General features: G+C 37.0%; 20 protein-coding genes and 11 tRNA genes. 27 read left to right on the top strand and 4 right to left on the bottom strand.

Annotation, left to right across the window (positions count from 1 at the left end; all coding sequences use genetic code 11):
* Positions 1–19: 19 nt before the first annotated feature.
* The 3 genes from GH741_RS13225 to GH741_RS13215 form a co-directional block, all read right to left on the bottom strand.
* Positions 20–1,081 (bottom strand): YkvI family membrane protein, encoded by a 1,062-nt coding sequence (locus GH741_RS13225; protein ID WP_153737263.1) that lies wholly within the window; start codon positions 1,079–1,081, stop codon positions 20–22.
* A gap of 281 nt (positions 1,082–1,362) precedes the next feature.
* Positions 1,363–1,806 (bottom strand): hypothetical protein, encoded by a 444-nt coding sequence (locus GH741_RS13220; RefSeq protein ID WP_153737262.1) that lies wholly within the window; start codon positions 1,804–1,806, stop codon positions 1,363–1,365.
* Positions 1,807–1,897: 91 nt separating this feature from the next.
* A complete protein-coding gene (locus tag GH741_RS13215) occupies positions 1,898–2,662 on the bottom strand; it encodes a rhomboid family intramembrane serine protease (protein ID WP_153737261.1) in 765 nt (254 codons plus the stop codon).
* A 253-nt stretch (positions 2,663–2,915) separates the two neighbouring features.
* On the opposite strand from GH741_RS13215, the gene acpS reads away from it, so the two are divergent.
* The 15 genes from acpS to GH741_RS13140 all read left to right on the top strand — a co-directional run bounded on the left by acpS (position 2,916) and on the right by GH741_RS13140 (position 16,192).
* Positions 2,916–3,272: a holo-ACP synthase gene (acpS, locus tag GH741_RS13210; protein WP_153737260.1), complete on the top strand. Its 357-nt coding sequence runs from the start codon at positions 2,916–2,918 to the stop codon at positions 3,270–3,272.
* Between the two features lie 164 nt (positions 3,273–3,436).
* Entirely contained in the window at positions 3,437–4,954 is a 1,518-nt protein-coding gene (locus GH741_RS13205; protein ID WP_338079429.1) for an NAD(P)H-hydrate dehydratase, read from the top strand.
* 58 nt (positions 4,955–5,012) lie between these two features.
* The gene (locus GH741_RS13200; RefSeq protein WP_153737259.1) at positions 5,013–6,029 is read left to right on the top strand and encodes a LolA family protein; all 1,017 of its coding nucleotides are present in this window, start codon (positions 5,013–5,015) and stop codon (positions 6,027–6,029) included.
* A gap of 716 nt (positions 6,030–6,745) precedes the next feature.
* A complete protein-coding gene (alr, locus tag GH741_RS13195; protein ID WP_153737258.1) occupies positions 6,746–7,876 on the top strand; it encodes an alanine racemase in 1,131 nt (376 codons plus the stop codon).
* Positions 7,877–8,167: 291 nt separating this feature from the next.
* Positions 8,168–8,443, top strand: coding sequence for an antitoxin (locus tag GH741_RS13190; protein ID WP_226038149.1), 276 nt, complete (start codon positions 8,168–8,170; stop codon positions 8,441–8,443).
* A 4-nt stretch (positions 8,444–8,447) separates the two neighbouring features.
* Positions 8,448–8,798 carry a type II toxin-antitoxin system PemK/MazF family toxin gene (locus tag GH741_RS13185; protein ID WP_153737256.1) on the top strand — a complete coding sequence of 117 codons (351 nt, stop codon included), beginning with the start codon at positions 8,448–8,450 and terminating at the stop codon, positions 8,796–8,798.
* Positions 8,799–9,000: 202 nt separating this feature from the next.
* Positions 9,001–9,870 (top strand): RsbT co-antagonist protein RsbRA, encoded by an 870-nt coding sequence (locus GH741_RS13180; RefSeq protein ID WP_153737255.1) that lies wholly within the window; start codon positions 9,001–9,003, stop codon positions 9,868–9,870.
* Positions 9,871–9,874: 4 nt separating this feature from the next.
* On the top strand, positions 9,875–10,231 hold the full coding sequence (locus tag GH741_RS13175; RefSeq protein ID WP_338079426.1) for an STAS domain-containing protein: 357 nt from the start codon (positions 9,875–9,877) through the stop codon (positions 10,229–10,231).
* A 2-nt stretch (positions 10,232–10,233) separates the two neighbouring features.
* Positions 10,234–10,635 carry an anti-sigma regulatory factor gene (locus GH741_RS13170; RefSeq protein WP_153737254.1) on the top strand — a complete coding sequence of 134 codons (402 nt, stop codon included), beginning with the start codon at positions 10,234–10,236 and terminating at the stop codon, positions 10,633–10,635.
* A gap of 16 nt (positions 10,636–10,651) precedes the next feature.
* Positions 10,652–11,662, top strand: a complete 1,011-nt coding sequence (locus GH741_RS13165) for a PP2C family protein-serine/threonine phosphatase (RefSeq protein WP_153737253.1) — start codon at positions 10,652–10,654, stop codon at positions 11,660–11,662.
* Positions 11,663–11,721: 59 nt separating this feature from the next.
* Positions 11,722–12,051 carry an STAS domain-containing protein gene (locus tag GH741_RS13160; RefSeq protein ID WP_153737435.1) on the top strand — a complete coding sequence of 110 codons (330 nt, stop codon included), beginning with the start codon at positions 11,722–11,724 and terminating at the stop codon, positions 12,049–12,051.
* Positions 12,051–12,527, top strand: coding sequence for an anti-sigma B factor RsbW (rsbW, locus tag GH741_RS13155; protein WP_153737252.1), 477 nt, complete (start codon positions 12,051–12,053; stop codon positions 12,525–12,527). The genes GH741_RS13160 and rsbW overlap by 1 nt, the downstream gene beginning before the upstream one ends.
* On the top strand, positions 12,499–13,293 hold the full coding sequence (sigB, locus tag GH741_RS13150) for an RNA polymerase sigma factor SigB (RefSeq protein ID WP_153737251.1): 795 nt from the start codon (positions 12,499–12,501) through the stop codon (positions 13,291–13,293). Before rsbW ends, sigB begins: the two co-directional genes overlap by 29 nt.
* A complete protein-coding gene (locus GH741_RS13145) occupies positions 13,290–13,880 on the top strand; it encodes a SpoIIE family protein phosphatase (protein WP_153737250.1) in 591 nt (196 codons plus the stop codon). Before sigB ends, GH741_RS13145 begins: the two co-directional genes overlap by 4 nt.
* 146 nt (positions 13,881–14,026) lie before the next feature.
* The gene (locus GH741_RS13140; protein ID WP_338079425.1) at positions 14,027–16,192 is read left to right on the top strand and encodes a Tex family protein; all 2,166 of its coding nucleotides are present in this window, start codon (positions 14,027–14,029) and stop codon (positions 16,190–16,192) included.
* 88 nt (positions 16,193–16,280) lie between these two features.
* On the opposite strand, the gene cmpA is transcribed toward GH741_RS13140, so the two are convergent.
* Positions 16,281–16,394 carry a cortex morphogenetic protein CmpA gene (cmpA, locus tag GH741_RS13135; protein WP_153737248.1) on the bottom strand — a complete coding sequence of 38 codons (114 nt, stop codon included), beginning with the start codon at positions 16,392–16,394 and terminating at the stop codon, positions 16,281–16,283.
* A gap of 88 nt (positions 16,395–16,482) precedes the next feature.
* Between cmpA and GH741_RS13130 the strand changes: the two genes are divergently transcribed.
* The 12 genes from GH741_RS13130 to GH741_RS13075 all read left to right on the top strand — a co-directional run bounded on the left by GH741_RS13130 (position 16,483) and on the right by GH741_RS13075 (position 18,686).
* Entirely contained in the window at positions 16,483–16,938 is a 456-nt protein-coding gene (locus tag GH741_RS13130) for a SprT family protein (protein ID WP_153737247.1), read from the top strand.
* A gap of 348 nt (positions 16,939–17,286) precedes the next feature.
* A tRNA-Asn gene (locus tag GH741_RS13125) sits at positions 17,287–17,361 on the top strand.
* A gap of 2 nt (positions 17,362–17,363) precedes the next feature.
* A tRNA-Ser gene (locus GH741_RS13120) sits at positions 17,364–17,454 on the top strand.
* 11 nt (positions 17,455–17,465) lie between these two features.
* Positions 17,466–17,537: transfer RNA gene (locus GH741_RS13115), tRNA-Glu, on the top strand.
* 18 nt (positions 17,538–17,555) lie between these two features.
* Positions 17,556–17,632 (top strand) — tRNA-Asp (locus GH741_RS13110).
* A gap of 10 nt (positions 17,633–17,642) precedes the next feature.
* Positions 17,643–17,717, top strand: a tRNA-Gln gene (locus GH741_RS13105).
* A 252-nt stretch (positions 17,718–17,969) separates the two neighbouring features.
* Positions 17,970–18,042 (top strand) — tRNA-Lys (locus GH741_RS13100).
* A gap of 8 nt (positions 18,043–18,050) precedes the next feature.
* Positions 18,051–18,132 (top strand) — tRNA-Leu (locus tag GH741_RS13095).
* Between the two features lie 55 nt (positions 18,133–18,187).
* Positions 18,188–18,273, top strand: a tRNA-Leu gene (locus GH741_RS13090).
* A gap of 138 nt (positions 18,274–18,411) precedes the next feature.
* Positions 18,412–18,488, top strand: a tRNA-Pro gene (locus GH741_RS13085).
* 38 nt (positions 18,489–18,526) lie between these two features.
* Positions 18,527–18,600: transfer RNA gene (locus GH741_RS13080), tRNA-Gly, on the top strand.
* A gap of 9 nt (positions 18,601–18,609) precedes the next feature.
* A tRNA-Ile gene (locus tag GH741_RS13075) sits at positions 18,610–18,686 on the top strand.
* Positions 18,687–18,827: the final 141 nt, after the last annotated feature.

Genomic DNA, 18,827 nt, shown 5'->3' with positions numbered 1-18,827 from the left:
TTCATTTATAAATTCAAGATTAATCACGTTTAAAGAACCAACTGTAGAGTAAACCAATTAGTAATAGCACAGCAGCATAGCCAACTAAGGGGTAGAGGTATTCTACCATTGTAGAGAAGCCTAGTTGGCTAAAGGTAAACGCACTTAAAGTTGTGATAACAATTAGTCCCTTTTGGTTCTTTTGTGAAATGAAATTCAATCGAGCGATAAATCCGTATAAATTACTAACGGCCGTGGTATAAATGGCGATAAAAAGAATCACTGCAAAAATTAGTTGAATGGTCGGTGAAATATTTTTTGCAATAAGGATCATTGGAATCTCAACTTCAGATGCAGCAACAATATTAGTTAGGATACTAAAATTAATCGTAACTATGCCAATACCAAGTCCAAGTCCACCGAATAAAGCACCCCAAAATAATGTTTTCTTTTCAGATGTTTGAGCCCCTAGTGGAGCTAAGATTGCAATGGCTAGTACTAAATTAAAAGAAACGTAAAGAACTGCGGATATAAACCAGTTTGGAGTGGCTGCGTCAAATTCAGCTGCCAATTTTAATTTTTCGGTAGTTAATGGATTTGTGATGAAGTTATAGAGGGTTATGAACAGAATAGAGACTATTAAGATAGGTACAACATAGCTAATAGCATTAATTACACCAGATATACCCTTTAGTACAGTTACTAAGCAAACAATAGCCATAATTGTCGTCCCAATTAATGGTGACATGTAAAATTGTTCCTTAAAAATAGCACCTGCGCCAGCAATCATAGCTGCAAATGCTCCAAAAAGAACAACTGTAATAATAATATCTATCACTGTCCCAAAGATTTTCCCATTAGTGTACTGAACCACATTAAGATAAGATTTTGCTTGTAGTTTATTACCCAAATTTAAAATGATATAGCCTGCAAAGAAAAACAGAATTGTGGCAAGAAGAATTCCCCATATCCCCCATATCCCAAACACACTAAAGAATTGGAGTACTTCTTGTCCTGATGCAAAACCAGCCCCTACTATTGTACCTATATAGGTTGCAGCAATTTTAATCGCACTAATATTTTTTTCAGTGGAATCATCCATAAAAGTTACCTCCTTGCATAGACAAATCGGTTTCTAATATGTTAAAGATGTTTATGATAAACATCTAACCGTTTGAATCAAATTATAGTCTTTATTATACATTAAATTTTCAGGAATTTAATACTTAATAACTAGTTTTGTTACTTTTAAAGGGGTAATACAAAAAGGCTATGCCACTGATAAGTGGGATAGCCTTTTAGAATTAGAATGATTCTATGGTAAGCATAACTTGTAAAAGGTGGTATATTTGCTTGCTAAAAAACCTGTTGGTGGGTAGCCTTTTAAAACAAAAACATACCTACGACTGAAATAGCAGGGACACCCATAATCATAGCTAATCCAGTAAATGTTAGAGTATTGATAAAGTTTTTATATTCCTCAGGGTCATCTGCGGAATTAGTCAATGCATCGTTACGGGAGACAAATACATTGAAAAATGCATAACTTAAAATCGCGATTATTGTTAACAAAGGTAAGGCCACATTATTACTAGTATCATTGCTTTGCATTTGGATAAAACCAAAGATAACCAATAATATCGGTATAGCTTCGATTAAGGCAACCCTTAGAAAGAAGCTTGATTGAAGCTTTGAATAAGCACCTGTAGTTAAGTTTTCATTTTCATTCCTAATTTGAATAATAGTAATGATGTTTTTGTAAGCATAAAGAATTCCCAATACCGCAATCGTAGAAGCTAGCACAAATAACCAAGCTGGAGCTATCATTGAATTCCCTCCTGTTATATTTTTGATCGCAATCGTTGTCTTAAATTAAAACAGTCATAAGGAGTTGTTCCCTCCTTTTATAAACTTTATGCTAAAAGAACCTACTTACTAATCCCAGCAATACTAATACAACAATAATTACCCAAAGTGCTGGCTTGAAATATTTTCTTATCGGTAGTCTTTTTTTATTCCAACGGTTTGGGTCGAATTGAACGGAATCACTATTACTTGGACGACGATTTTTCCAAACCGAAAAGGGCTTTACATTGTTTAATATTAGTGGGCCAAGTGCCACCCCGCCAATAAAGCCAAATAGATGTCCTAGGATATTAATCCCTGGTCGTAAAAAGGTCATGACTAACCCGATAATTAAAATAGTGGTGATAATCTGCGCGTTCCCTCGATCAATCAAATGCTTCCTAAAGAAAACCATAAACATGTAGACACCAAACAAACCATAAATCGCACCTGATGCCCCTACATGTACATAATAGGCTTCAGGGTTTGTGAAATAAGTGAAGAAATTACCTATAATACCAGTTAGAAAATAAGTGAATATAAATTTTGTTTTTCCAAGCATCTGCTCAAGGGCGGGACCAAATAGTACAAGTGAGAAAGAATTAAACAGAACGTGCATAATACCATTTGGATCATGAAGAAAAATTGGTGTGACCAACCTCCAATATTCTCCTTGGTTAATTAATAAATTAACTCCTGCACCCCATTGAAAGATTAGATTCCCAAGTGGTGGTATGATTAAAACTGATAACCATATAACAAGTTGAATCGCGATTATAATTGTTACAATAGGATAAAAACGAATGAATTCTTTAAAATTCTCCGTGCGTATAAACATAATTTAGCTCCTTTAGGTAGATATTTACTTTATCAATTGGTTAATCAGTCGTTAACCCTTAAAAGAAACAGGTCAATTTTAAGGATAACGTGATTGGATCAACAGTTAAGATGAGCCCTCCAACTAAAGGAGGTTCTCTTATATATAATACTTCACTTAATCTGTTATTCACAAACAATAGCAATAATGGAATATAACACTAAGGATTCATTTGTTATAATTATTTTTAAAAAAAAGAAAAGAGTTGAATGTTATGATTAAAGGAATTGGGGTAGATATCGTAGAATTAGAACGTATAGAAAAAATACTACATCAAAATGAGCGGTTTATAGAAAGGGTACTAACGGAAGAAGAGAAAGTTATTTTTGATAAACTTCAATCAGACAAAAGGAAAATTGAATTTTTAGCAGGCAGATTTGCAGCTAAGGAAGCTTATTCAAAGGCAATTGGAACAGGTTTAGGAAAACTAAGCTTTCAAGATATTGAGATAATAACTGATGAACTTGGAGCACCCAAAATAAGTGTAAAGGAAGCCTATGGATCTTCTATTTTTGTTTCTATTTCACATAGCCAGGCTTACGCAATCGCTCAGGTTATAATAGAGAAATAGGCGGAATAGCACCTAGAATGCAGACTTACATCTATTACATGTATAATCTATAATATCTATAAAATTCGGTTTAATTATAGTAAGCTTTTTAATACTTGTCAGGGCTAGTCTGCATAATTACATAGTTTGTCTCATATATTCTAGTGCGGGTAGGAGGGAACTTTGTGCATATTGTCACCGCAAATGAAATGTACGAAATAGATCGGTTTGCTATCGAAAACGCAGGTGTTGATGGAACTATTCTGATGGAAAATGCGGGAAGGGCTATTGCTGAAAAGGTAGTAAGCCTAGTAAAAAAGTCAGAAGAGATTCTTGTATTGGTTGGAAGTGGTAATAATGGGGGAGATGGCTTCGTCATCGCTAAAACCTTGTTAAATCAAGGGTATAAACCAACAGTATTACAACTAGCTGCTAATGAAAAAATCAAAGGCGCTGCTCTCTACCATAAACAACTATTCATTAATTATGGTGGTACTATTCAACAACTACAAGCTTCTGATGAGATTACAGTTTTCCTCAATAACACGGATGTTGTCATTGATGCGATGTTAGGAATAGGTATAACTGGTACATTAAGGCCACCATTTGATCAAGTGATCAAGGCTGTGAACGAAGTTGATAAACTTACTATTTCTGTTGATATTCCAAGTGGGGTTCCTGCTGATGAAGGCGTCTTGGACTTTATTGGTATTGAGGCTGACTATACATTTGTTATAGAAGAACCTAAAATGAGTGTTTTTCTTGAACATTGTACAGCTTACTATGGTAATTGGTCCGTAGTTAAAATCGGTTTACCTCATCAAGCTTACGCGAATCAGATAAAACGTAACACTTGGGTTGAACAAAAAGTAAGAACAACGCTTCCAAGTAGAGATGCTTTCTCTCATAAGGGGAGTCATGGTCGTGGCTTAATTATTGGTGGAAGTCGTCAGATGCCTGGTTCTGTAGCGATGACTGCTCTGGCTTCACTTCGAGCAGGTTCCGGTCTTATTACTATTGCTACTGTAAAGGAAGCTATATCTTCTATTGCACAGCAATGTTTGGAAGCAACCTTTTTACCTCTTGCAAGCCAAGAGGGTGTCATCTCGGAGCGCCAGCAGATTGATATTTCAACATATGATGCTATTGCGATAGGCATGGGAATGGGGAGAAAAAAAGACACTGGACTTCTAACCAGGAAGATTGTTGCAAAAGCAAAAGTTCCTGTACTGATTGATGCTGATGGTCTTTACCATATTAGTGAGGAATTGTCAGTGATTACTAATAGGAAAAGTCCAACAATCCTTACTCCTCATTTTGGTGAAATGGCAATGCTCTTGGATACAACTATTCAGAATGTAATCGCACATCCTTTCTCTTTGGCTGAAAGTTTTTCTCGGAAGCATGGAGTTTATCTTGTACTCAAAGGTCCAAATACAATTGTTTCGGATCCAGAGGGTAATCAATGGGTAAACACAACAGGGAATGCAGGCTTAGCAAAAGGTGGAAGTGGTGATGTTCTATCAGGGATACTGCTTGCGATGATTATGCAGAGACAAAAAATGACTGAAGCACTTTCGAATGGTTGTTTTATTCATGGAAAAGCTGCAGATAATTTAGTTGTCAAAAAGCATTCTGAACAAGATTTACTGGCGACCGATGTTATTAAAGGATTAGCTTCCGTTTTTCGTACATTTTCATAACGTTTGCAGGTGAACAAGTTCCCTTTGTCCTTTGAAATGAGACAAAGGAGTTGTGACCATGAGAAAATATTTCGGCATAGGGATCATTACCCTGTTGATCCTAGTTTTAGCTGCGTGTGGGGAAAAAACGAAAGAAGACGTAGTCAATAAATTGGAAGGCAATCTTGAAGAAATGAGTGGGTATCAAGTACAGGCGAGTATGAGCTTGAAAACTGGCGAGGATAACCAAACGTATAATATCGACATTGCCCATAAGAAAAAGGACTACTACCGAGTACTGTTAAAAAATGAAAAAGATGAAGAGGGCAGTCAAATTATTCTGAGAAATGATGATGGTGTATTTGTGTTAACGCCTGCACTGAATAAAAGTTTTAAATTTCAGAGTGAATGGCCAACCAATAGCAGTCAACCATATTTATATCAATCATTGGTACAGGATATATTAAAAGATTCAGATGCTACTTTTAAGTCTACTGAAAATCACTTTGTATTCGAAACTAAGACAAACTATCAAAATAATAATAACCTTCCATATCAGGAAATATACTTTGATAAGAAAACATATACACCTGTTATGGTGAAGGTTTTGGATAAAGATAAAAACCCTCTAATTGAAGTTCAATTTTCTGGGTTTACACTTAATCCGGAATTTGCAGATGATACATTTGAGATTGAGAAAAATATGACGAGTAGCTTATTTGGTGTCCCTGTTATGGCTGAGGGAGCAACAAGCAATGATTTAAACGTTTTGTATCCGTTAGAAATGGCCGGAGCAGAGTTAATTGAAACAAAAGAAGTAAGTATTGATAGCGGGAAACGGGTAATTCTATCTTATGGAGGAGTAAAGAACTTTACTTTAGTTCAAGAAAAAGTAGATGCATATCCGACTAGTGCAGCCATGCCTAAAACTATACAAGGTGAACCGGTAAGTTTAGGGTTTACAATGGGCGCATTAACAGACACCTCTTTAGAATGGAGTTATGATGGCACAAGCTATTATTTAGCAAGTGAAGAACTAACTAGAGAAGAAATGATCGATGTAGCAAGCTCAGTATTAGGCCAACAGGTTAAATAGTAATGGATCAAGCAGGCTCCGCCATAAGGGTCTGCTTTTATTTTTGTTGTTTTAAAAAAATGATGATTTTCTACACAAGATCTATAGACTGCGTCGTAACTTACACCACTTCGGAAATACACTACGCTTTCCGCGGGCGGCTGTTGAGCCTCCTCGTGCTACGCACTGTGGGGTCTCAACTATGCCTTTATATCCCGCAGGAGTCTCCGTGTATTTCCTCCGTTGAACTTTATTTTCGAGGAGCCTACATATTCTGCCTACGCTGTTAATAGTCTTCTGATTTTCGAGGGAAAAAGTCTATGGTTTTACGTGAAAAGAATCCATCTTCTTGAACACAAGCTATCCAAGCTACGAAACTACACTAGATTTAGGTTTTTATCCATCTTCCTTTCTTTATTGTTACATATAAGATGGTGATTGGAGCGGAGGGCAGTCGACTCCTGCGGGAAAAGCAACAGCTGAAATTCCCGCAGGAAGTGGGTTTCTTCCGAGGAAGTTGAAGCGTTGCCCGCGGAAAGCGACTGCCAGGAGCGCAAATCAACTAGTAGCTACGTTACCTCGGATTTTTCATTAATTGTGCAGTCAATCATAATAGTAAACAATCATAGATTGCAGTAGTGTAATTCGTTGTAGTATTCTTATAGTCAATAGGATCGAACCTTAATTGGCTTTCCTTGTAAAATGAATATAATAAACAGCAGGAGAGGAAGCTAGATATGGAGCATAAGACTTTTTATCGTGATTCATGGGTTGAAGTAGATTTGCAACGAATAAAATATAATATTACCCAATTAACAGAACGCCTCTCTGGTGGTACAAAAATATACGCAGTCGTGAAAGCAAATGGTTACGGTCATGGTGATATTCAGGTTGCAAGGATAGCCCTTGAGTCGGGTGCTTCAGGTTTAGCCGTAGCAATTTTAGATGAAGCAATAAAATTAAGAAAATTAGGAATTAAAGCCCCAATACTTGTTATGGGATGGATTCGACCAGAAGATGCTCCAATCGCTGCTCAACATGATGTTGCAGTGACATTTTTCCAAAAACAATGGCTACAACAAGCGAAGAAGAATAGTTTTGATTGTCCTTTGAAACTACACATGAAGTGGGATACAGGTATGGGTAGGATTGGGATTAGGGATGAGGAAGAACTAATCGACACCCTTAAAGAACTTAATGATGCTAGGTTTGAACTAGAGGGTATTTTCACACATTTTGCTACAGCTGATGAGGATAATAAAACCTATTATCAAAAACAGTTAGATAATTTTAATAATCTCTTGGACACGTTTAAGTCTATCTGGGGGAAACCAGTAACCATTCATACTGGTAATAGTGCTGCGAGCATGCGGTTTCCTGAAGATATGCAACATTATGTTCGTTTTGGAATTAGCATGTACGGCTTATACCCTTCCCAAACGGTGAAAATGGAAAGGCCTATCGATCTAAAACCAGCTTTTTCACTTCATAGTAAATTAATCCACATTAAAAAAGTATCCGCTGGAGATTCTATCAGTTATGGAGCAACATATACTGCTGAAAAGCCTGAATGGATTGGAACAATTCCACTAGGTTATGCTGATGGGATCCGCCGTAAGTTACAAGGCTCAGATGTACTTGTTAACGGTAAACGTTTTCCGATAGTTGGAAGAATCTGTATGGATCAATTAATGATAAGATTAGATAAATCCTATCAAATAGGGACCAAAGTAACTTTGATAGGCGAACAGCAATCTAATGAAATTACTATGGATGAAATTGCCACAATTTTAGATACGATTAATTATGAAGTTACTTGTATGATTAGTAATAGAGTTCCAAGGGTTTACGTAAACCATAATAGTTGATTCGATAGCCTTAATTAGTGAATGTTGCATGATTTCACCCACTTTTGTATAAAATGTAGTAGGATGATTAATCTTTTTGCTGTTTCTATTTATTTAAACATACCAACCTTAGCAATATTATTATTTATTGATTGTATTCTAAATATGTTGAGAGCTTTCACTATAAATAGGAAAAAACCAAGTTTTTCTAACAAAAAAGTTGTAGAATGGCTTTGCAATGCTCCCTAGAGAATGATATGATAAGAATGGATTATTAGACTGGGCTTGTAGATATGGTGGAGGTGTTTGGTTGTGTCAGAGAGTTTGCAAGAAATTGTTGTGAGACTACCTAAAAACCTACTAAATGAGGTGGACGGATTGATGAAAAATGAGAACAGTGATCTGAGCGACTTTATTTGTCAGGCTACAAAATCGTATTTGCGCGAAAAGAAAAAGCGTCATATCCGAGAATCCATGCAAAGAGGTTATATGGAAATGGCTAAAATTAATCTCAACATTGCTTCAGAAGCTTTTCAGGCTGAAGAGGAGGCAGAAAACACCCTAGAGCGTATAGTGAGCGGGGTGTAAAGACTTGATTGTAAAACGAGGCGAGGTTTATTTCGCCGATCTTTCCCCTGTAGTTGGATCGGAGCAGGGGGGAGTTCGTCCTGTATTGGTCCTACAAAATGATATTGGTAACCGTTTTAGCCCCACGGTTATTGTTGCGGCCATTACTGCGCAGATACAAAAGGCTAAATTGCCGACGCATGTAGAGATAGATGCGAAAAAATATGGTTTTGAACGTGATTCTGTTATTTTATTAGAACAAATTAGAACCATTGATAAACAACGGTTAACAGACAAGATAACACAATTGGATAATAGCATGATGGAAAATATCAACAAAGCATTAGAGATTAGTCTTGGATTGACTGATTTTTGATGTTTACATAACTTTGGCTATGTCCAACAATTAATTTATATGATTAACGCACCCTTGTCATTAATTACTGGCAAGGGTGTTTACTGTTTTAAGACTAATAATTCTGAGATAAGGTCTAGTCCGAATGGGTCAAAAGATTTGCGAAGAATTGATAAACATGTGACAATAATATAAAAAATAAAGGTATTTTGGGGGGAAGAGAATGGACAATAACTTAAACAGTATTGTAATAAATAATAGTGATACAATCGTCAAAGATTGGTTAGAACAAGTATCGAAGAATCGAAAAAATGATTACACTTCAACTATATCAGAGGAACTGTTTGAAAGTACAAATCGTCAATTTGTAAATGTTATTTTTTCTAGTCTTGAAAAACAAGGAATCAGTACTGAATTAGATGATTTCTCTGAGAGATTAATTAACCTCGGATGGCCTTTAAGCTATTTGACAGACGGCTTGCAGGCATTTCGAAGAGTTACTATAAATTTTATTTTAAGCCAGTCAGAGCAGGTGGATTCAGAATACTTAAGTGAAGTCTTGGATATGGTTGATAATTGGGTCGATCCAATTATTAATCAATTAGTTAATGAATATTCTGGAAGCTGGGAACATATTGTTTCATTGCAACAAGTAGCTTTGCAAGAGCTTTCGGCCCCATTAATTCCTGTGATGGAAAATATAACAGTAATGCCTTTGATTGGTACGATTGATACAGAAAGAGCAAAATTAATTATGGAGAACCTACTTGAAGGTGTAATTAAACATAATGCAGAAGTGGTCTTAATCGATATAACAGGTGTTCCAGTTGTTGACACTATGGTAGCGCACCATATTATACAGGCTGCTGAGGCAGTTAGATTAATAGGGTCTACTTGTATTTTAGTCGGCATACGTCCAGAGATAGCTCAAACAATCGTGAACTTGGGAATCGACCTTGGTAAATTCCCAACTAAAAGTTCACTCAAAAAAGGTTTTAAAACAGCACTTGAATTAACAAATCGGCGAATTGTTAAATCGGAAAACTCGGATGAAGGAATTGAGAAATTATTAGATTCTCTGGATAGGGAGTGAGCGAGTGAGAATTCCAATTTTAAAGCTTCATAATTATTTATTAGTATCAATCCAAATAGATTTAGATGATAAATCAGCCATTGAATTCCAAGAGGACCTTTTAAGTAAAATTCATAAGAGTGGGGCAACGGGTGTAGTCATTGATTTAACATCTGTAGATATTATTGATTCATTTATAGCGAAAGTCCTAGGAGACGTTGTAACTATGTCTGATCTAATGGGGGCAAAAGTAGTCTTAACTGGGATTCAGCCAGCAGTAGCGGTGACATTAATAGATTTAGGGATACATCTACAAAATGTTCCGACTGCATTAGATCTGGAACAAGGATTAATCAAACTTCGCCAGGAATTGGAGGAGTGACTATGGACTTCCAATCCTGTGTTAAAATACAAAAAGAATGGGATATTGTAGGTGCTCGTCAAATGGGCCGAGAATATGCCAAAGAAATAGGCTTCGGTACAGTAGACCAAGCTCGCATTGCAACAGCCATATCAGAATTAGCTCGTAATATTTATTTATATGCAGGAAAAGGAAAGGTTTGTTTTGAAACAATTGATGAAATTAACCACAAAGGATTATGTGTAGTCGCCCTTGATGATGGGCCAGGCATTCAAGATATTAGTCAGGTGATGGAGGACGGCTTCTCTACTTCTGGAGGGCTAGGTGCTGGTTTGCCTGGAGTAAGACGTTTAATGGATCAGTTTGATATTATCTCACAACCTGGTAAAGGAACTGAGATACGAACTGTGAAATGGGTTCGTTAGTAGAGGAGGTCACTGATTGAACAGCAAGAATTTTGATTTAGAAAACTATCGTAAACTTTTAAAACAATACATGATGACACAAGATGAAAAAGCACTGTACCAAGCAGAACAGTTTACAAAACTCTCGATGCAGAACAATATATCGCCAGAGGAAATCGTAAATGTTCACATTCAAGCGCTAAGACAAATCTCCCCAACTATTCCTAAAGAAATAGATGTTTCCTTGAATTTTTTGTTGGAGGCAATGATTTCTTATGGGTTAGCTTACCAGGAGTTTCAATCATTACGTGAAAAACAATTGGAGTTAAAATCGGAGATTTCGGTAGCAGCCAGTATGCAACAAACACTTCTGTCTACTGTAAAACCATCTATTAAAGGCTTGGATATAGGAGCAGTTAGTGTTCCGGCTAATCAGATGAACGGAGACTATTACCATTTCGTAAAAGATAACCAAGATACACTCGGAATAGCTGTTGCTGATGTAATAGGAAAAGGGATACCCGCTGCACTTGCTATGTCGATGATTAAATACTCAATGGATAGTTTTCCGTTAAGTCAGAGAAACCCAAGTGCAATACTCGAAAATTTAAATAGAGTAGTTGAAAGAAACGTTGATCCAAGTATGTTTATCACTATGTTCTATGGCCTCTACGATCCAACGACTAGCATTTTTCAATATTCATCTGCAGGGCATGAACCAGGTTTCTATTATAATGCCAAGAAAGCTGAATTCCTCGAAATAGAAGCAAAAGGCCTAGTATTAGGGGTATCTAGTGATACATACTATCAACAGTATGAATTGGAAATTAACAAAGAGGACATGATTATCTTGTTGACAGATGGAGTAACAGAGTGTCGATTAGCTGATCGTTTTATTGAACGAAATGAAGTCTTAGAAGTTATAAAACAGTACACTCATTTATCTGCTCAGGAAGCGGTTGAACAGGTGTACAAACATTTTGAACGGATACAAGACTTTCACTTAAGAGATGATTTCACGTTAATCATCATTAAGAAGGACGTTTGAATCAATTAAATATCGGGTATAAGCCTAGAACAACGAATTTATGGGGGTAAAACATGATTATGAACCTAGAAGTTGAAGTTCTGGAAGAAGGGTCAACTACTAACGTTCTACTTATAGGGGAAATCGATGCTTATACAGTTCCAAAACTAAAGGAAGCATTGTTACCACTAACTGAACGAGAAGGACAACTAGTAGAGGTCAATCTTGAACGAGTGAATTATATGGATAGTACGGGTTTAGGTGTTTTCATCAGTGCCCTTAAATCAACAAAGGAACATAAAAGCGAACTACATTTAATCGGTTTGCAAGATAGAGTGAAACGATTATTTGAAATAACTGGTCTAGATAGTATTATTGCTATTGATTCAAAAGTACGAGGTGGAAACTAATGGAACTTTTTGATTTCATAGAAATAAAAGTACCTGCAAAACCAGAGTATGTTGGAATGGTAAGATTGAGTACTTCTGGAGTTGCTAACCGTATGGGATTTACTTATGAGGAGATAGAAGATTTAAAAGTAGCAATTTCTGAGGCAATGACTAATGCGGTTACACATGCATATGGTAAAGAAGAGGATGGGGAAGTCACTGTAGGGTTTGGAGTATATCCGGATCGATTAGAGGTAATGGTAGCGGACCACGGCGGAAGCTTCAATCTTAGTGAAGTAAAAGAAAAAATAGGACCTTACGAGCAAACAGAAACAATTGAAAACTTGCGCGAAGGCGGATTTGGACTTTTCCTCATTGATGCTTTGATGGATAAAGTCGAGATAAAAAATGACTATGGAGTTATCGTTCTAATGACAAAATATCTCCATGAGAATGAGGTGGGAATAGATGACGACCAAATCTCAACCACACAATAGGCGTGAGGATGAGGTTTACCAGTGGATAGAATACCTTCAAGAGAATCCCCAAAATAAAGAAATTCAAGAGAAAATTGTGTTAGCCTACCAAGACCTAGTCAAATCAATTGCACGTAAGTATTCTAAGAATAATACCATTCATGAAGATTTAGTTCAGGTAGGCATGCTAGGATTATTAGCGGCGATTCGAAGGTATGATTCCTCGTTAGGTAAATCTTTTGAATCCTTTGCTATTCCAACAATTATCGGTGAGATTAAGCGATTCATACGTGATAAAACTTGGAGTGTTCACGTGCCTCGTAGAATAAAAGAATTAGGTCCTAAAATAAAGAAAGCAGTCGAGCAATTAACAACAGATAACCAACAATCCCCATCTGTGAAGGAAATTGCGAATTATTTAGAAGTACCTGAAGAAGAAGTTTTAGAAACAATGGAAATGAGCCAAAGCTATAAGGCACTCTCTGTTGATCGCAAAGTTGAAGCGGACTCTGATGGAAGTACTGTATCTATTTTAGAGCTTATTGGTAATTCGGAAGAGGGATACGAAAACACTGATCAACGTATGTTGCTTGAGAAAATACTACCGATTTTATCAGATAGAGAAAAAGAGATTATACAATGTACTTATTTTGATAACATGAGTCAAAAGGATACGGGTGAAACATTAGGAATTTCCCAAATGCATGTGTCGCGCCTTCAGAGACGAGCTTTACGAAAGCTTAGAGAGGCCCTCCAATCTGAAAGCTCGGAGGTCTTTGATGGATGAGTAATGACAGTGTAGAGGTTTCTATTTATCAGAAGCCTAAAAAAGGGAATTACTATTGTGGTGATAGCTATTATTATAAAGAATCAGCAACCCAATTTATTTGTGCTCTAGCTGATGGTCTTGGTAGTGGCGAATATGCAAAAGAATCCTCGCAAGCAGTTGTCGACATAATTGCTAATGACAATGAGGCTTCAGTTGAGCAAATTTTCAATGAGTGCAATAAAGAATTGACTGGTAAACGTGGCGTGGTACTAGGTGTATTGAAAATGGATTTAGAGAAAGGTACGTATGCTTTCACATCATTGGGAAATATCGGAATTATGGCCATCTCCGATAATTGTGAAAAAAAAAGAAACATACCTAACTCAGGGTACCTTGGAGGATATCGACGACCATTCAAGATTTTTCAAGGGAAATTAGATGAAGGTATGGTTTTTATTATGTTTTCTGATGGAGTTACCTCTAGGGCTCTATCTTCAAAGTATTTTTACAGTAAAGATGTTCATACAATTACGGAAACATTTTCAGCTGTAAGTGCCACAAATCAAGAAGATGATACCACATTGATTGCAATGAGATATTCGTAAAAATGTGATGAATAAGGAAACCTCTTATCTATTAAGGTAGGGGTTTTTGTTTGTTAATAGAATTTTTACGGTTAAGTTTCAAAGTGGGAAGTAGCCAGTATGTTTGATATGATAAGATGGATAAGAGCATTAAGGAGGAAACAAATGTGAGTGAAGAAAGACTGAACGAAAATTTAATTCAATGGGTTTCTAAAGAGACTAATGTATCTATCTCATCCATTAAACAAGTGATTGGGTTATTAGAAAAAGGAAATACAGTCCCATTTATAGCTCGGTACCGTAAAGAGCAGACAGGGGCATTAGACGAGGTTCAGATTAAGGATATAGAAGATAAGTGGAACTATGCCTTGCATTTAGCTGATCGAAAAGAAGAAGTGATTCGTTTAATTGATGAACAAGGAAAGCTTACTCCTGAATTAAAGGCAGAAATAGACAAGGCAAAACAGTTGCAGCGTGTTGAAGACTTGTATAGACCATATAAACAAAAACGAAGAACAAGAGCAACAGTTGCGAAAGAAAAAGGCTTAGAACCGTTAGCTCAGTTGGTATGGGAACAGAAGCTGCAGAATTTAAATGAAGCTGAGTTTTATCTATCTGAAGAGAATGAGCTTACTACAATTGAAGAAGTCGTTGCAGGTGTAAGTGATATTATTGCTGAATGGATTTCTGATGATCCTAGTTACCGAGAATACATAAGAGACAAGACCTTCAAACTTGGTCGCATCCAAAGTGACGATAAAAATAAAGAAAAAGATGAAAAAGGCATTTTTGAAATGTATTATAACTATCAAGAGCCTATTCGTTCGATTGTATCGCACCGTGTACTTGCTTTAAATCGAGGAGAAAAGGAAGGGATAATAAAAGTTGCTATCGTCCCTCCAGTTGATGAAATCAATACCTATTTAAATAAAAAAGTTATTAAAACATCTACTTCTGAAGAAATTAAAGGTTTGTTAGAGCAAACGATAGAAGATAGCTATAAGCGTTTAATTCAACCTTCCATAGAACGAGAAATTAGAACTTCATTATCAGAAATCGCAGAGACACAAGCGATAGATATATTCTCGAAAAACTTAAAAAGCTTATTACTTCAGCCGCCTTTAAAGGGGAAAACGGTTCTAGGGGTAGATCCTGCGTTTCGAACTGGTTGTAAATTAGCTGTAATTGATGAAACTGGAAAGGTGCATGCTATTAATGTCATTTATCCTACAGCGCCTAAAAATGACGTTAAGGGTGCGGAGGAAGTTGTTGTAGGTCTTCTAAAAAAACATCAAATTGAATTGATAGCAATTGGTAACGGCACTGCTTCCCGTGAGACTGAACAATTTATCGCTGATTTAATCACAAAGCATGGTTTACCAATTTCTTACTTAATTGTTAATGAAGCTGGCGCAAGTGTATACTCTGCATCTAAATTGGCTAGAGAAGAATTTCCAGACCTTCAAGTTGAGGAAAGAAGTGCAATATCGATTGCTAGACGTGTCCAAGATCCACTAGCAGAGCTTGTGAAAATCGATCCCAAATCAATTGGTGTTGGACAATACCAACATGATGTAAGTCAGAAGAGTCTTAGTGATTCACTAACCTTTGTAGTCGAAACAGCAGTTAACCAAGTCGGAGTTAATGTTAACACTGCTTCTGCGTCTCTATTGCAGCATGTTTCTGGACTAAGTAAAACCGTCGCAAACAATGTTATTAAGCAAAGAGATGAAGCTGGTAAATTTAAAAATCGAGGTCAGTTAAAAAAGATACCTAGATTGGGTAACAAAACCTATGAACAAAGTATTGGTTTCTTACGAGTTCTTGATGGAGAAGAACCGCTAGATCGTACGCCTATTCACCCCGAAAGCTATCAGGCTACAAAGGGCCTACTGAAAATGATTGGTTGTACAACAGACGATTTAGGAACAGAGAAACTACAAAATCAATTGAAAGATCTTAATTTAAATACTATTTCCGAACAACTTAACATAGGAAAACCAACGTTAGAAGATATAATGAATGCGCTAGTTAGTCCTGAAAGAGATCCGAGAGATGATTTGCAAACCCCGTTATTAAAACAAAATGTATTAGCGATGGAAGATTTAACACAGGGGATGGAATTACAAGGAACTGTTCGAAATGTAGTGGACTTCGGAGTATTTGTTGATATTGGTGTAAAGCAGGATGGTTTAGTTCATATTTCTAAAATGTCACAGAAGTTTGTAAAACATCCAATGGATATCGCATCGGTTGGAGATGTAGTAACTGTATGGGTTGATAATGTAGATGCACAAAAACAACGAATTGCACTTTCAATGGTTCAGAGCTAACACTTAATCGAACAAATTACTTTAAATCTAAGGTAGAAATAATAACAAAGATACCAAGTTAACCCTTTGGTATCTTTGTTTCCTATTCCTATGACAAATGTTTATTTCGGTAAAAAAACCAACATTGATTGAGAATTTTGATTTGATATAGGTCTTTTGTGTGGAAGGCTTCCGTCATTTGCTTTTTAAACCAATTGGGCATCTGTCTCTTCCTCCTCGACAAATGAAATGGTAATAGGCGATTATCCAGTTGTGTTAGGATATGCAAGATATAAATGGGGTGTGACTTTATGAAATTGATAACCCAAGTTGAATTGGAAAGTTTGGTAAACAGGTTATCTATGCGTTATTTTAACAAACCGTATATAGATGATGTATCATTTAATCCCCGTCTAAGGACTACAGGTGGGAGGTACATCCCTTCAAAAAGAAAGATAGAATTGAATCCGAAATATCTAGAGGAATTAGGGGAAGTGGAATTCCAAGGGATAATAAAACATGAACTATGTCACTATCATTTACATATAGAAGGTAAAGGTTTTAATCATAGAGATCAGGAATTTAAGCAACTATTAAAACAGACCGAATCACCTAGGCATTGTCAGCCGTTACCCTCGATGAAAAAAAGTATCAAGTACAGATATATTTGTTCGCAATGTGGGCAAGTATATAATAGAATGCGAATCATTAATGTGAAAAAGTATAGGTGTGGAAGATGCAAGGGAAGCTTAAAACAACTTAAATAGAAGAAGGTCTCCGGATAGGGAAAAAGGTTTTATAAAATCATTGACGAACAGACTCTTCCATGTTAAATTAAATAAGCCTTTGAAATACAAGGTCTGTTCCGAGGATTCTAAATTATATTCGATTACTTGACCAAACGTTATTATCATTAGTAAACTGTAACTAAGGCCTGGCTTCGATATGTTGAATCTGAAGAAGCATATAAAACAACCTCAAAACTATTGACTTCTATCTAAAATTGTAGTATTATATTTAACGTCGCTGTTACTTAAGTTATTAACGACATATATTTAATGTCTTTAAGTATGAGTGTGTTCATCCAATTTTTTAAAAAAGTTCATTTACATTATTCCACAGTAGCTCAGTGGTAGAGCAATCGGCTGTTAACCGATCGGTCGTAGGTTCGAGTCCTACCTGTGGAGCCAATGGAGAAGTACTCAAGTGGCTGAAGAGGCGCCCCTGCTAAGGGTGTAGGTCGTGTAAGCGGCGCGAGGGTTCAAATCCCTCCTTCTCCGCCATCTTTTTTTATGGCCCGTTGGTCAAGTGGTTAAGACACCGCCCTTTCACGGCGGTATCACGGGTTCGAATCCCGTACGGGTCACTTATCTAAATATGTTTTGGTCCGGTAGTTCAGTTGGTTAGAATGCCTGCCTGTCACGCAGGAGGTCGCGGGTTCGAGTCCCGTCCGGACCGCCATTATTGTTTTTGGGCTATAGCCAAGCGGTAAGGCAACGGTTTTTGGTACCGTCACGCGCTGGTTCGAATCCAGCTAGCCCAGCCATTTTTTATTTCAAATAACATATATATTAATATAGATATGCACCTTAATCCTGAAGTATTAATATAAAATATAAGAGCGATTAGCTCAGTAATTGAAATATCATGAGCCATTAGCTCAGTCGGTAGAGCAACGAGCAATACATCTTCCGAATAAACTACGAGTAACCTCGAAGCACATTACCTCATTGAATATGCTAGTAGATGAAGAGGTCCTTTAGCTGAGATAAACTATTTAGTTATTGAAATAATTCATGAGCCATTAGCTCAGTCGGTAGAGCATCTGACTTTTAATCAGAGGGTCGAAGGTTCAAGTCCTTCATGGCTCATCATTTTTGCGGGTGTGGCGGAATTGGCAGACGCGCTAGACTTAGGATCTAGTGTCTTATGACGTGGGGGTTCAAGTCCCTCCACCCGCATTTTAAACTTTATGCTGTGAAACTACACAGCATTTTCTTTTTTAATAGATAATATGCGGTCGTGGCGGAACGGCAGACGCGCTAGGTTGAGGGCCTAGTGGGGGAAACCCTGTGGAGGTTCAAATCCTCTCGACCGCACCAGAAAAAAACCTTGACTTGATATCGTCATTATGTTATATTTAAATATGTCGCTTTGTTGAGTATCAGTAGTTAATAGGATAGAATGTTTGACTACGGATCAAGAGGTTGAGGTTCGACTCCTCTCGGGCGCACCATTTCCGGGAAGTAGCTCAGCTTGGTAGAGCACTTGGTTTGGGACCAAGGGGTCGCAGGTTCAAATCCTGTCTTCCCGACCATTGAATTTATGAAACAAATCAACTATTCTTTTTAATATGCGGGTGTAGTTTAGTGGTAAAACCTCAGCCTTCCAAGCTGATGTCGAGGGTTCGATTCCCTTCACCCGCTCCATTATATAATGGGCCTGTAGCTCAGCTGGTTAGAGCGCACGCCTGATAAGCGTGAGGTCGGTGGTTCGAGTCCACTCAGGCCCACCATTTGATCCTTGAAAACTGAACGAAACAACCAGTATGTGAAGTAAGAAATTAAGCTAGTTTTTTGAACGAGCAATCAAGCTCATAAACTTTATGGAGAGTTTGATCTTGGCTCAGGACGAACGCTGGCGGCGTGCCTAATAC

The organism is Aquibacillus halophilus (assembly GCF_009649745.1).
GTDB lineage: Bacteria > Bacillota > Bacilli > Bacillales > Amphibacillaceae > Aquibacillus > Aquibacillus halophilus.
Note: the sequence above shows the minus strand (reverse complement) of the source record. Positions and strands in the feature narration are given on the sequence as shown.